This is a genomic window from Flavicella sp. IMCC45537, assembly GCF_057197705.1.
In genome coordinates, this window is the sequence record NZ_CM170067.1 from 3353034 (window position 1) to 3366556 (window position 13523).

General features: G+C 33.8%; 12 protein-coding genes and 1 tRNA gene. 7 read left to right on the forward strand and 6 right to left on the reverse strand.

Annotated features, from left to right (window positions below; genetic code table 11):
* Positions 1 to 68: 68 nt before the first annotated feature.
* From AC2DGP_RS13560 to AC2DGP_RS13575, 4 genes are read right to left on the reverse strand one after another with little or no spacing between them, the layout of a single operon-like run.
* Entirely contained in the window at positions 69 to 3539 is a 3471-nt protein-coding gene (locus AC2DGP_RS13560; RefSeq protein ID WP_484490602.1) for an efflux RND transporter permease subunit, read from the reverse strand.
* Positions 3540 to 3567: 28 nt separating this feature from the next.
* Positions 3568 to 4755: an efflux RND transporter periplasmic adaptor subunit gene (locus tag AC2DGP_RS13565; RefSeq protein WP_484490603.1), complete on the reverse strand. Its 1188-nt coding sequence runs from the start codon at positions 4753 to 4755 to the stop codon at positions 3568 to 3570.
* An 18-nt stretch (positions 4756 to 4773) separates the two neighbouring features.
* Complete coding sequence (locus AC2DGP_RS13570; protein ID WP_484490604.1) at positions 4774 to 6111, reverse strand: TolC family protein; 1338 nt, start codon at positions 6109 to 6111, stop codon at positions 4774 to 4776.
* 2 nt (positions 6112 to 6113) lie between these two features.
* A complete protein-coding gene (locus tag AC2DGP_RS13575) occupies positions 6114 to 6716 on the reverse strand; it encodes a TetR/AcrR family transcriptional regulator (protein WP_484490605.1) in 603 nt (200 codons plus the stop codon).
* Positions 6717 to 6867: 151 nt separating this feature from the next.
* On the opposite strand from AC2DGP_RS13575, the gene AC2DGP_RS13580 reads away from it, so the two are divergent.
* Positions 6868 to 7842: a polyprenyl synthetase family protein gene (locus AC2DGP_RS13580; RefSeq protein ID WP_484492504.1), complete on the forward strand. Its 975-nt coding sequence runs from the start codon at positions 6868 to 6870 to the stop codon at positions 7840 to 7842.
* 76 nt (positions 7843 to 7918) lie between these two features.
* A tRNA-Ile gene (locus AC2DGP_RS13585) sits at positions 7919 to 7992 on the forward strand.
* Positions 7993 to 8453: 461 nt separating this feature from the next.
* Here the strand turns inward: AC2DGP_RS13585 and AC2DGP_RS13590 are convergent.
* Both AC2DGP_RS13590 and AC2DGP_RS13595 read right to left on the reverse strand, forming a co-directional pair.
* A complete protein-coding gene (locus AC2DGP_RS13590; RefSeq protein ID WP_484490606.1) occupies positions 8454 to 9227 on the reverse strand; it encodes a hypothetical protein in 774 nt (257 codons plus the stop codon).
* A 64-nt stretch (positions 9228 to 9291) separates the two neighbouring features.
* Positions 9292 to 9876 carry a riboflavin synthase gene (locus AC2DGP_RS13595; RefSeq protein ID WP_484490607.1) on the reverse strand — a complete coding sequence of 195 codons (585 nt, stop codon included), beginning with the start codon at positions 9874 to 9876 and terminating at the stop codon, positions 9292 to 9294.
* Between the two features lie 62 nt (positions 9877 to 9938).
* Here AC2DGP_RS13595 and pdxA point away from each other — a divergent pair, with 62 nt between their 5' ends.
* From pdxA to accB, 5 genes are all read left to right on the forward strand, one after another.
* Positions 9939 to 10982 carry a 4-hydroxythreonine-4-phosphate dehydrogenase PdxA gene (pdxA, locus tag AC2DGP_RS13600; RefSeq protein WP_484490608.1) on the forward strand — a complete coding sequence of 348 codons (1044 nt, stop codon included), beginning with the start codon at positions 9939 to 9941 and terminating at the stop codon, positions 10980 to 10982.
* 75 nt (positions 10983 to 11057) lie between these two features.
* Complete coding sequence (locus AC2DGP_RS13605; protein WP_484490609.1) at positions 11058 to 11630, forward strand: YceD family protein; 573 nt, start codon at positions 11058 to 11060, stop codon at positions 11628 to 11630.
* Positions 11602 to 11796 (forward strand): 50S ribosomal protein L32, encoded by a 195-nt coding sequence (gene rpmF / locus AC2DGP_RS13610; RefSeq protein WP_300322531.1) that lies wholly within the window; start codon positions 11602 to 11604, stop codon positions 11794 to 11796. Before AC2DGP_RS13605 ends, rpmF begins: the two co-directional genes overlap by 29 nt.
* Before the next feature lie 179 nt (positions 11797 to 11975).
* On the forward strand, positions 11976 to 12974 hold the full coding sequence (locus tag AC2DGP_RS13615) for a beta-ketoacyl-ACP synthase III (protein WP_484490610.1): 999 nt from the start codon (positions 11976 to 11978) through the stop codon (positions 12972 to 12974).
* Between the two features lie 33 nt (positions 12975 to 13007).
* The gene (accB, locus tag AC2DGP_RS13620; RefSeq protein ID WP_484490611.1) at positions 13008 to 13499 is read left to right on the forward strand and encodes an acetyl-CoA carboxylase biotin carboxyl carrier protein; all 492 of its coding nucleotides are present in this window, start codon (positions 13008 to 13010) and stop codon (positions 13497 to 13499) included.
* Positions 13500 to 13523: the final 24 nt, after the last annotated feature.

Consider the following 13523-nt stretch of genomic DNA (forward strand, 5'->3'; position numbering starts at 1 on the left):
ATATATAAATTCAAAAAAAAACGACTGTAGAATATACAGTCGTTTTTTAAATTTAATTTGTGTTATGTTTATGCGGTTACTGATCTTTTACTGTGGATCCACATTTTTAATTTTGTAACCAATAAGAATAATATAGGTACAATAATTAATGTAAGGAAAGTAGCAATAATCAATCCGTAAATTACGGTCCATGCTAAAGGTCCCCAGAAAATTACATTGTCTCCACCAAAGTAGATGTGTGCATCAAATTCACTAAAGAATGTAAAGAAGTTGATGTTCAATCCAATCGCTAAAGGAATCAAACCTAGTATAGTTGTAATTGCGGTTAGTAAAACCGGACGTAAACGTGATTTACCAGCAGATACGATACTATTGAAAAGGTCTTCAGAATTTAGATAATCCTCATCTGCAATACCAAGTTCCATTTTTTTACGATCAATAAGTAATTGTGCATAATCGAGTAATACAACCCCGTTATTTACAACAATACCTGCGAGTGAAATAATTCCCATCATTGTCATCATAATAACAAAAGAACTTCCTGTGATTACGATACCACCAAACACGCCAATCAAACTTAAGAAAATTGCAATCATGATAATTGCAGGTTTTGAAATTGAATTGAATTGTAGAATCAAAATTAAGAAAATCAATCCAAGACCAGTGAAAAATGCTCCCATCAAGAATGCCATTTGTTTATTTTGCTCTTCAATTTGTCCTGTATAATCCACTGAGATTCCTTTTGGTAATCCTTTGAAGTTTGTCATTTCTTCTTGAATTTTTGTTACGATCGCACCGGCATCAGTGTATCCGGGAGATAAAGCAGAGTATACTGTAACGACTCTTTTCTGGTCTTTGTGTTTAATGGCACTAAACCCTGAGTTGTTTTTTTGTTTAGCAACAGCAGATACAGGAATTTCCTTTATTTGTCCAGTTGCCATGTCTCTAAAAGTAATCTTTTGATTGAATAAGGCACTTTTATTGTATCTATCTGCTTTGTTGAAACGTACATAGATGTCATAATCTTCACCATCTTCTTTATAAACTCCAGCTTTACTTCCAAAAATTGCGTTACGTAATTGTTGTCCAACTTGTCCTGCGCTTACACCAAGTTCACCTGCTTTTTTACGATCTACAACTACTTGCATACCTGGCTTGTCTCTATTTACATCAATTTTCAATTCGTCAATACCAGCAATACTTCTTGTATTGATAAAGTCACGCATTCTTTCAGCTGTTTCAATCAATTCAGCATAGTCTTTTCCTTCAATTTCAATATTGATTGGAGATCCTGCAGGAGGTCCGTTTACATCTTTTTCAACAGAAATCAATACACCTGGATAAATACCTACTAAGGCGGTTTGTACTCGTTGTCTTAAGATTTCGCTATCTTTTCCTCTTCTAAATTTGTATTCTCGCATAGAGGCGGTAATTTTACCTTTGTGCGGCATCTCTGCAGCAGAACCACCATCTGTTTGAGGGTTTCCAGCTCCTTCACCTACTTGAGAAACGGTACTTTCTACTAAGAAATTGTAATCACCGTCCGTGTATTCATCATCATTCAATACTTCAAAAACGCGGTTTTCGATTTGTTTTGTAATGGCATTGGTTTTTTCAATATCTGTCCCTTGAGGATATTCGATGTAAACAATAATTTGATTCGGTTTGTTGTCTGGGAAAAATTCGATTTTTGTCCTTTGGGTTGCAACAGATGCACCGAAGGAAATAAATGCAATAATTAAAAGCACAAAAGTTCCGATAGTATATACTGTACGTCTCCAACCTGTCAAGGCGTATTTTAATTGTTTTTCATAAAAGTTTTCTAGACGAGTAAGTACTTTATCTTGGAACCAATTCGCAACTTTTCTTAGTACTAGTCTATAGAACCATAACATTATGGCTGTAAAGATCATTAAGGTACCTAAAGCGGCATAGCTTCCTCCAGTTAAAAAGATGATGAATCCAATTACGACTAAAATAGAAGAAATTGTAATCATTCTTTTCAAAGGCATCTCTTTGTCCTCAACACTCATAAATTGAGACACTAATACAGAGTTAAAGAAGATGGCAACAAATAAAGATGAACCTAATACCACAGATAGTGTAATTGGGAAGTAAATCATAAATTGACCCATCAATCCCGGCCATAACCCAAGCGGGATAAAGGCAGCCACAGTGGTTGCTGTAGAGATAATAATTGGATAGGCAATTTCACTAATTCCTTTTTTTGCAGCCTCTTTTCTGGTCATTCCCTCTTCGTCCATCAAACGATATACGTTTTCAACAACAACAATACCGTTGTCAACCAACATTCCGAGACCCATAATCAATCCAAAAAGAATCATGGTATTCATAGTGTATCCTAACATTTCAAGGATCATCAATGACATAAACATAGACATTGGAATAGCGAATCCTACAAATAAGGCATTTTTAAATCCTAAGAAAAACATTAGAACTGTAACTACCAGAATGATACCGAAAATGATATTATTTACCAAATCATCTACTTGTCCAATCGTTTTAGAAGATTGATCATTAGAAATAGTTACCTTTAAATCTGAAGGGAAAAAGTCGTTTTTGGCGTTTTCCACAATAACTCTAACCTGGTCCGCAGCTGCAACCATGTTTTTTCCTGCTCTCTTTTTTACATCAAGCATTACTACTTTTTCACCGTATTCTCTGGCATAGGTAGTTTTATCCTTGTCTTGAAAAGCAATTTCCGCTACATTTTTTAGGTAGATAGGGTTGTTTCGTTCGTTTTTGACAACAAAATTCCCTAATTCTTCAGGATCTGTAATTTCTCCAATAATTCTAATGGTACGTCTTTGGCCACTTGTAATAAAATTACCCGCAGACATAGTCGCGTTTCCGTTGTTAATCGCTTGAACAATATCGTTGAAGCTAACTTTTGCTGCCATCATTTTATAAATGTCAACAGCTATTTCTACCTCTTTTTCTTGTGCTCCACGGATATCAACTTGTTTGATTTCATCTAAGTCTTCAATCTCGTCTTCTAAATACTCTCCAAACTCTTTTAATTTGTAGATTGGATAATCTCCAGAAATATTGATATTCAAGATTGGGATCTCTTCAGACATACTCAGGTCAAAGGCAATAGGCTCCACCTTTGCGCCATTGAAGGTCGGCCAGTCTTCACTAGCAGTTTCACCGTCAATTTCGTCTTTTACCTTTTGCTTCGCTTGATCAACAGAAATGTTTTCGTCAAACTCAACAATAATCATGGAGTAATCTTCTTGTGAGTTAGAAGTAATTTCAACTAGATTAGAGACTGTTTTTAATTTATCTTCTAGAGGAGTTGTAATTAGTTTTTCTATATCTTCCGCTGTGTTTCCTGGGTAAAGTGAACTAATATAAATTTTAGTTTCTTTGATTTCAGGAAAACTTTCACGTGGCATATTGAAGTAGGCAGATGATCCTAAAAAGAATATCATTACCATTACTACATATATGGTAGTTTTATTATTGATTGCCCAGGAGGACAGACCAAATTCTTTGTCAACTTTTTTCTCAGTCATTTTAGGTGTTTTTAAGTTGATTTATAGATTATAATTTCAAAGGTTCGTTGCTTAAAATTTTTACAGACTGACCATCTGTAACACTTCTAGCACCTTCGTTTATTATTTCCAAACCATTTGGGAATGAAGTTGTAACTTCAATAATGTCTCCCTGAGTTTTTCCAGTTTCAATAATTTTACGTTTTACAACCGCTTCTCCGTTTGCTTTTTTATTCGCAATAATATAGATGTATTGATCGCCATTCGCATTTTCTGAAATGATGCTCTGAGGAATTAAAATAGCAGCCTCATTTTTATAGTCATTGATTTTAAGCTTTGCAGTTAAGTTAGGCTTAATATCGTGTTTTGGGTTTGGTACCTTTACTTCAACTTTAAATGTACGATTGCTTGGGTTAACATAACTTGCAGCGTGTCTTACTTCAGCTTCTACCGTTTTGTTTAATATTGGAAAATATACTTCTACATGTTTTCCTTTGGATACAGAAGTGATATAACCTTCTGGAACTTCGGCATCGATATACATATCATCTAAGTTTACGATACGCAATAATTCTGATCCTTGACCTGGTGCAATTACCATACCTTCTTCTTTGAATATATCATCTATAATACCAGAAAAAGGAGCAACAATTCTTGTTTTAGCATATTGTGATTTCAATTGTTTAATAGCATTGATATTAGCATAATAATTAGTCTCTGCTTTTAAGTATTCTATTTCAGAACCAATTTGTTGTTCCCACAATTTTTGTTGTCTTTCATAGGTGGTTTTAGCCAATTTTGTTTGGGTTTCTAATTGTGCCAATTGATCCGCAATACCTCCGTCACTTAGGACTGCTAGAAGAGTTCCTTTAGAAACACGTTGTCCTTCTTTCACGCGAATGTCCTTGATAATCCCTGGTACCTCAGGGTAAACTAATACATTTTTCTTAGTAGTTACGTTTCCTTGAAGTTCTACATGATGATTGAAAACGGTTGCTGTACTAGTAAAAGTGGTTACCAAAGGCAATCTCTTCATAGTGTCATAAACCGAAATTGCAGATACTAAGGCTTCCAATTGAATATTAATTTCTTTTTGAGTAGTTTCAATTTCTTTTTTCTTTTCTCTCATTAATGAAAGGTCTTCCGACTTGATAACATCTTCCACAGAGATTTCTGCTTTCTCAGCACAAGAAGTTAGGATGATTGTGCTGGCAATAAATGCGTAAATATATTTCATGATTAAATGTTTAAGAAATTATTTTATGTTTAATAAGTTTTTCAATTCTACTTTTTTGTTGATTACATCTATAATAGATTCGATGTATTGTTGTTGACTGTCATACAACTGAACTTGTACGGTTCTTAAGTCGATACTACTAGCCATTCCTTCACGGAATTTAACAGAGTTTTTGCGCTCTATTTTTTCAGCTAATTTTAAGTTTTGTTTTCTGTTTTCGTAAGTTTCAGCTGCTAAAATGTATTCACTTTTTACTTTTTTTAAGTCTAGCTTAAGTTGCTGTTCTGTATCTTTTAAAGTGTTTTCTGAAATTTCCCAATTGATTTTTGCTCTTCTTTTTTGAGATCTAATATTGAACGAAGTGAAAATAGGAATGGATAAAGAAACACCTGCTGATGTAGAAGTCAACCATGATTGCTCGCTATCAAACAAGCCTCCAAATTCTTCATTTAGGCCCTGTGCATTTGTATTTAAAAATGCAGATATAGAAGGCAAGTATTTTGCCTTTTCTAATTTGTATAATAACTCTTTGCTTTCCGTATCGTTTACTGCTATTTTGTAATCTATATTATTGAAAATAGAGTTTTGTTGAAATTCAGATTCAAGGGTAACGTATTCACTGATTAAATTTTCTAGATTGTCACTTAAGGTGATTGAGATTTCAGAATCAATTCCCAAAAGTAATTTTACATATCCGTTAGAAACTTCAGCAAGTACCTCATAGTTTCTCATTGAATTTTGAAGGTTTGTCAATGTCAATTGCAATTGCTCTACACTTTCTTCTTCAGCAAGTCCATTCGCAACAACGGCTGTTGCTTCTTTTAGATTGTCCTCAATGTTTTTGATGTTTTTTTCTAAGATTAAAATACTTTCATCCGTCAATAAGGCAGTCATATATGCATTAACAACAATTTGTTCAATTTCATTGTCTGTTTTTTCTTTGTAGTTTTTAGAGATGTCCAAAAAGACTTTAGAAGCTTGTAAACCTACTATATAAGATCCATCAAATATTAATTGAGTTACGGTTAAGCTAGGCGTTAAATTGTTTGCCGGGAAAAAGAAATTAACCGGATCCGCTGGATTGTTAGGGTCACCTTCAATAGGTTTCTTTATGTTTGCTGTGTAGTCAATTTTACCGCTTAACTGAGGAAGACCGATGGAAATTGCTTCCCACTTTTGCTCTTCGGCAGCTTGAATACCTGCGACAGCATTTTGAATATTCCTATTATGAATTTTAGCATAGGATATCGCTTCGTTTAGGTTGAATGAGGTTTTTTGTTCCTCCTCAATAGTCTCTTGTGCAAACCCTATAAAGGTACTTGCCAAAAATAAATAAAGGATGTTTAATTTTTTCATTTCTAATTGTATTGATTTTGTACTTTTTCTAATGTTAATATTCCTTTTTCTGTTGCAATTCCACGCACGTGGTATTCTAAATATTTTTCTAATAAATAATTCATATTAAATAATTCGGTTGGAAATGTATCAACGTCTTTGATACCCATCATTCCTTTAAAATAAACACGTGTAATAAATTGTATGTCCATTTCTTCTCTAAAGTACCCGCCTTCTACACCTCTTAAAAGATTTTCTGCTACACAGCCTTTCATATAGTCGAATTGTTTTTTTGAGAGGTTTTCGTGAAGTTTTGGATAGTATTTTTGGAGTTGAAATAAAGGAGATGATTTTTCATCTTTTAGATTGTCTAAAACAAACTTTTTTATTTGAAATAGCTCTTCAATCGGGTTGAAATTAGATTCACAAATCACATCTATTCCAGTAGAGATACATTCAAACATGCCAAAGGTTGTTTCTTCTACCAATTTTGTTTTGTTGCTAAAGTGTGTGTAAATCGTTTTTTTAGAAATACTCATTTTTTCAGCAATATCGTCCATGGTAACGCTTTTAAACCCGTAGGTTAAAAACATTTCAGTTGCTGATTCTAATATTTTTTCCTTCATCTTCATTTTATTTGACTTGGCAAATGTAGTAAGGAAACTTTAGAAACCAAAAAAGTTTCCATAGTTTTTTGTGATAAATATCATTTTATGTTTTTTTGAAAAAATGTAATTGTGATAAGCTGGCATTGTTTATTTTTACACAAAATTCAATATTTTGAAATTAGAACAATACAAAGAAGATTTTTTAGCACATTTACAAGAGAAGATTAATGTTGTAGAACCTCAAAACCTTTATAATCCAATTGAATATATTTTGGATTTAGGAGGAAAAAGGTTGCGACCAATTTTGGTTTTAATGGGAACAACAGCTTTTGGTGGAAATTATAAGAATAGTTTAGATGCAGCCTTGGCTGTTGAGGTGTTTCATAATTTTACATTATTACATGATGATATTATGGATGCCGCCCCTTTGAGAAGAGGAAAGGCTACAGTGCATAAAAAGTGGGATGTGAATACAGCGATACTTTCCGGGGATGCCATGTTGATTTTAGCGAATCAATTGTTGGAAACTTACGATGGAGGAACTTTTAAACAACTTATGCAGTTGTTTAACAAAACAGCATTGGAGGTTTGTGAAGGTCAGCAATATGATATGGACTTTGAGACACGAAATGATGTAACTGCAGAGGAGTATATTAAAATGATTGGCTTGAAAACATCAGTTTTAGTTGCAGCCGCTCTTGAAATGGGAGCTATCATTGCTGGTGCGACTGCTGAGGATTCAAAAAAAATATATGAATTTGGCTTGAATTTAGGAATTGCTTTTCAATTGCAGGATGATTATTTAGATGCTTATGGAGATGCGGCCACCTTTGGTAAGCAAGTGGGGGGCGATATTATGGAGAATAAAAAAACCTTTTTGTATATCGAAGCTCTGAAACATGCAACACCAGATTTAAAAGAAGAATTAGCACAGTGGTATGATCAATTATTAGATGATAATACAGAGAAAGTACGCCGTGTAAAAGAGTTGTTTAATTTGATAGGTAGTGATAGAATGACCAGAGCTGCTATTGAAAGTTATACTAAAAAAGCATTTGACGTTTTGGATGAGATTTCTATTTCAGAAGCTAATAGCCTTGTGTTAAAACAGTTCGGTCAGAATTTAATGACACGTACGGTTTAATAGGATATTTTTTTGATTATTTTCTTCAGAAAAGTAGTCGGAATTGTAAAATAATGTTATTTTTGCAGACGTTTTAGGTCTCATAGCTCAGTTGGTTAGAGCACCTGACTCATAATCAGGTGGTCCTAGGTTCGAGCCCTAGTGGGACCACTTCTAAAACACAAAGCCTTTCAATTTTTTGAAAGGCTTTTTTTTTGTGAAATAAATAAAAAGCCACTTCTATTAGAAGTGGCTTTTTGATTGCTATGAAAAAAATCAACTCAAATGAGTCGAGGTGTTAAATTAGGGGCGCTGATAAAATCAGTTTATGTTTTTGTTTTCTAGCTCTTGCTTTTCTTAGTAAGCTGTAGAATAATTGTTTTGTAATTACTGTTTTTGAAGGAAGTGTTTTTACTTCATTTAGTAAGTAAGTGCTGTCGGTATACATAATCTTTTGTTTTAAAGGTTATCGGTATCTTTTTTGTAATCTTAATTACGTTTCACACTTAAAGATATGAAGAGATACTTTTTTTAAACCAAAGAATAAGGTGAGTTGGAGGAGTTTGTGGGTGAAGTGTAGTTTTTTTTAGGTAAACTGTTTTAGTGCTTTTGAGGTATTGTGAGTTAATTGTTTAAAAATGGAAGCCTACACCAATAGTTGGACCTTGGAGGTTGATGTCAAAATCAAGTAGTTCTTCTTGAACAATTGCTTTGTGGTGCGAATAAATAGAGGTCCATCCCAGTTTAGTGTCTACTAGTTTTGAAATTCGATATTTGACATAACTATTGATCATCGTAGAGTTTTCGTTGGTGTTTCCTCCCCAATCCCCTTGAAGTTCTATTCTAAATCTTTTGTAGTTAAATGGAACGGATATTCCAATAAGCGGCTCAAGCCATTGGCTTACTAAATTTATTTGCTCTGATGTTTGGGTGATTTCTGATTCAAACTGAATGTAAATATAACGAAGTCCTGTATAGGGTACAATCTCTATACTCGTATGGTTGTTGAAGTTTTTTGACCATGCAGAGTAACCAAAAATCAATCTTGGCATGGTGCCTTGAGCGGAAAGATAGATTAATTCTTTTTCTAATTCGCTTCTTGGTGGGGTGAAGGTAAAAGTATTACCAACGGACCCTGAAAAGGCATCTGCTTGAATCCAAAGTTTTTTGTGTTTATAAGAGGCTCTTCCAACAAAATAAAATTCTAGTCCAGGGTCTTTTTCTATTCGCTCTAGTTCTTTTTTGTCTTTTGGTGTTGCTGAGTTAAGGTAGATATCGCCATATGACAACTGACCCCTAAACCCTGGCACCCATAATGGAATTTCTAAAAGCCATTTGGTGTTAGTGTTTGTGTAAAACTTAGAAGTTGCCTGTGAGAAAACAGCATTCCAAACAAGCAAACTCAAAACAATAAGGGAAGTATTTTTTTTCAATCGCAAAGCAAAAATAAATATATCCTAAAAATAAGAATTATTTATTCATCAAGCGGGCAACATATTTGCCAATTACGTCAAATTCTAAATTTACTTCCGTTCCTGTTTCAAAACGATTAAAGTTTGTGTGTTCGTATGTGTAGGGTATGATAGCAACACTGAATTCATTTTTTTTAGAATTTACTACTGTTAAACTTGTTCCGTTAATAGTAATAGATCCTTTTTCAATAGTAACATTGTTTTTATTAGGGTCATAAGAAAAAGTAAAACTCCAACTTCCGTTTTCATTTGTTATCGCAGTACAGGTAGCTGTTTGATCTACATGTCCTTGTACTATATGTCCGTCTAATCGATCTCCAAGTTTCATTGCTCTCTCTAAGTTTACGGAGTCGTTTACTTTTAAACTGTTTAAATTTGTTTTTTCTAAGGTTTCTTTGATCGCAGTTACAGTGTATTTGTCGTTGTCAATGGCAACCACAGTTAAGCATACTCCGTTATGAGCAACACTTTGATCTATTTTGAGTTCAGAGGTGAATTCAGAAGAAATTGTGATATGTAAATTGTCGTTTTCTTTGATGATTTCTTTTACTAAGCCTTGTTTTTCTATAATACCTGTGAACATAAAATTGTCAATTTAAATGATTACTTTTGATTCCTCAAAAATAAGAATAATAAAGTAGTTGAATGGAGAAAGAGCAAAAAATAAAGGTTGGAATTTCAGTAGGTGATATCAATGGTATTGGTATTGAGGTTGTATTGAAAACTTTTGCAGATAAGCGCATGATGGATTTTTGTACACCTGTTTTGTTTGCATCTTCCAAAGTGATTACTTTTCATAAAAACAAACTGAAGCTAGAAGTTCCAGTACAAGGGATTCAATCTTTAGATGCAGTAGTTGATGGGAAGGTAAATTTGATTCCTGTTACTACCGAAGAGGTGCGAATAGATCTTGGGAATCCAACGAAAGAATCGGGGGCGTTTGCATTAAAATCTTTAGATGCAGCAACACAAGCTTTGAAGGAGGGGAAAGTAGATTTGTTAGTGACTGCACCTATCAGTAAAGATAATATTCAGTCTGATGAGTTTAAGTTTGCAGGACATACTGAGTTTTTGGAGGATAAATTAGAAGGTGATAGTTTGATGATTTTGATGACGGATTCTTTGAGAATGGGATTGATAACAGGACATGTTCCGGTAGCAAAAGTTTCAGAAACGATAACCAAGGATTTGATTTTATCGAAAGTAGAAACTATGTATAGTACCCTTGTAAAAGATTTTGGAATTGATAAGCCTAAAATAGCGGTACTAGGTTTGAATCCGCATTGTGGTGATAATGGTGTTATTGGTAATGAGGATGAAGAATTGGTGAGACCTACCTTAAAAGAAATTCAAGAAACTGGAAAATTAGTATACGGGCCTTATGCAGCAGATGGTTTTTTTGGGTCTGGTAATTATAAAGGGTTCGATGGTGTGTTAGCGATGTATCACGATCAAGGATTGGTGGCGTTTAAAACATTGGCATTTGGAAATGGTGTTAATTTTACCGCGGGATTGAGTGAAGTTAGAACCTCTCCTGATCATGGAACTGCTTTTGAAATAGCGGGTCAGAATAAGGCAGATGCTTCTTCGTTTAAAGAAGCGCTCTTTACTGGGTTGAAAATTGTAAAAACAAGAAAAGGCTATAAAACCTTAACAAAGGATAGTTTAAAAGTTCGAAAAAAATATTAATGTGGAAATTTTAATTTCTTTTGTTTATAATAAAATGAAATTTTATATCTTTGCACGCTCAAATTGATGTTCATTATGAAAGAGTTGAGAGATTTTGAAATTTCTTTTATAGGTTTAAAGGAAGCAAAGCATAATTTTGAATATCATATTGATAACAAGTTCTTTGATGCGTTTCAGTTCGATGATTTTGATGAAACGAATATAAATGTGGAGTTGTCTTTTGTGAAAAAGGCTACAATGTTGGAGTTAGACTTTTCTTTTAAAGGTTTTGTGAATGTTCCTTGTGACGTTACAGGAGAGCCTTTTGATATGGATATCACCGGTGATTTGTCTTTGATCGTAAAGTTTGGAGAGGATTATGATGATGGAAATGAAGAGATTGTTTATTTGCCTTATACTGAACACCGCATTAATGTAGCGCATTATATTTTTGAAATGATTGTTTTGTCTGCGCCAGCAAAAAGGTTGCATCCAAAAGTAATTGATGGCTCTATGGAGTCAGATGCATTTGAAAGATTAGAAGAGCTAAAAGGAAATAAGAGTACAACAAATAACGAAGATACAACAGATCCTAGATGGGGGAAGTTAAAAGATTTATTAATAGATAAAACACAGCGTAATGGCACATCCAAAGAGAAAAATATCTAAACAAAGAAGAGACAAAAGAAGAACTCACTACAAAGCAGTAGCTCCACAAGTAGCAGTTGATCCAACAACAGGAGAAGCTCACTTATACCACAGAGCTCACTGGCATGAAGGAAAATTATATTACAAAGGACAAATTGTAATTGATTCTCCTGTAGTAGAAGCTTAAGGATTTGATAGAAATATAATGAAAAACCCTCTTGAATGGAGGGTTTTTTGGTGTTTTAGGGTGAAAAAAGGCAATTATTGGTTTTTTTTTCATTTATATGTGAAATAAATTTCATTACTTTGGACATCGATTTTTTTTCGTAAAAATTATTCTCGAAAAAGTCTTTAAAAATTATTATTATGGGTAAAATAACTGCAGCAATTACAGCAGTAGGAAAGTATGTTCCTGACTATACTCTTACCAATAAAGAGTTAGAATCTTTAGTAGAAACGAACGATGAGTGGATTTTTACGAGAACAGGAATTAAGGAAAGAAGAATCCTTAAAGATGCTGATAAAGGAACGTCTTATTTGGCAATCAAAGCCGCTGAAGACTTAATTGCTAAAAGAGGTATTGATCCTTCAGAGATTGATATGGTTATTATTGGTACTGCAACGCCAGATATGAATGTGGCTTCAACAGCAGTTTATGTTGCCTCTGAAATTGGAGCAACAAATGCTTTTGGGTACGACTTACAAGCTGCTTGTTCAAGTTTCTTGTACGCGATGTCAACAGCATCTGCTTATATTGAATCAGGTAGATATAAAAAAGTATTGGTAATTGGAGCGGATAAAATGTCTTCAATTGTTGACTATACTGATAGAACTACATGTATTATTTTTGGAGATGGTGCTGGTGCAGCATTATTTGAACCAAATGAAGATGGATTAGGTTTCCAAGATGAGTACCTAAGAGGAGACGCAGTTGGACGTGAGTTCTTGAGAATTGAAGCGGGTGGTTCTTTAAAGCCAACTTCACAGGAAACATTAGATAATCGTCAACACTTTATCAAACAAGAAGGGAAAACAGTATTTAAATATGCGGTTTCTAACATGGCTGATGCGAGTGAGAAAATTTTGAAGCGTAATAATTTAACAAATGATGATGTTGATTGGTTAGCGCCACATCAAGCAAATCAAAGAATTATTGAGGCTACTGCAAGAAGAATAAATTTGGATAAAAGTAAGGTGTTACAAAATATCCAAAATTACGGAAATACAACTTCTGCTACATTACCCTTATTATTAGCAGATTTTGAAGATCAATTAAAAAAAGGAGATAACATTATATTCGCCGCTTTTGGTGGAGGATTTACATGGGGAGCCGTTTATTTAAAATGGGCTTATAACTCAAAATAGAATTAAATACTACTTATATAACTAAAATATATTATGGAATTAAAAGACATTCAAAATTTGATAAAGTTTGTTGCCAAATCTGGTGCAAGCGAAGTGAAATTAGAAATGGAAGACATCAAAATTACTGTAAAAACAGGATCTGGTAAAACAGAAACTACAATTTTACAGTCTGCTGTGTCTCCTGCTCAAATGCCAGTTGTATCACAAGTTGTTCCTCAGGCTGAGCCAGTGGCTCCAGCAGCACCTGCAGCTCCTGCAGCAGCAGCTGAAGAAGAGGATTCTAAATTAGTAACAATTACTTCTCCAATCATTGGAACATTCTATAGAAAGCCATCTCCAGACAAATCAAACTTTGTTGAAATTGGAGATTCAGTATCTGCTGATTCTGTTGTTTGTGTAATTGAAGCAATGAAATTATTTAACGAAATTGAATCAGAGGTATCTGGTAAAATTGTGAAAATTTTAGTGGAAGATTCTTCTCCAGTAGAATTTGGACAACCTTTATTCTTAGTTGATCCATCATAATTTTTAGAGCATAATTAAAAACGA

What these genes read in the sequence shown, in the direction of transcription:
- AC2DGP_RS13560 (WP_484490602.1), bottom strand. Translation starts at nt 3,539, where the DNA reads ATGACTGAGAAAAAAGTTGACAAAGAATTTGGTCTGTCCTCCTGGGCA.
- AC2DGP_RS13565 (WP_484490603.1), bottom strand. Translation starts at nt 4,755, where the DNA reads ATGAAATATATTTACGCATTTATTGCCAGCACAATCATCCTAACTTCT.
- AC2DGP_RS13570 (WP_484490604.1), bottom strand. Translation starts at nt 6,111, where the DNA reads ATGAAAAAATTAAACATCCTTTATTTATTTTTGGCAAGTACCTTTATA.
- AC2DGP_RS13575 (WP_484490605.1), bottom strand. Translation starts at nt 6,716, where the DNA reads ATGAAGGAAAAAATATTAGAATCAGCAACTGAAATGTTTTTAACCTAC.
- AC2DGP_RS13595 (WP_484490607.1), bottom strand. Translation starts at nt 9,876, where the DNA reads ATGTTCACAGGTATTATAGAAAAACAAGGCTTAGTAAAAGAAATCATC.
- pdxA (WP_484490608.1), top strand. Translation starts at nt 9,939, where the DNA reads ATGGAGAAAGAGCAAAAAATAAAGGTTGGAATTTCAGTAGGTGATATC.
- AC2DGP_RS13605 (WP_484490609.1), top strand. Translation starts at nt 11,058, where the DNA reads ATGAAAGAGTTGAGAGATTTTGAAATTTCTTTTATAGGTTTAAAGGAA.
- rpmF (WP_300322531.1), top strand. Translation starts at nt 11,602, where the DNA reads ATGGCACATCCAAAGAGAAAAATATCTAAACAAAGAAGAGACAAAAGA.
- AC2DGP_RS13615 (WP_484490610.1), top strand. Translation starts at nt 11,976, where the DNA reads ATGGGTAAAATAACTGCAGCAATTACAGCAGTAGGAAAGTATGTTCCT.
- accB (WP_484490611.1), top strand. Translation starts at nt 13,008, where the DNA reads ATGGAATTAAAAGACATTCAAAATTTGATAAAGTTTGTTGCCAAATCT.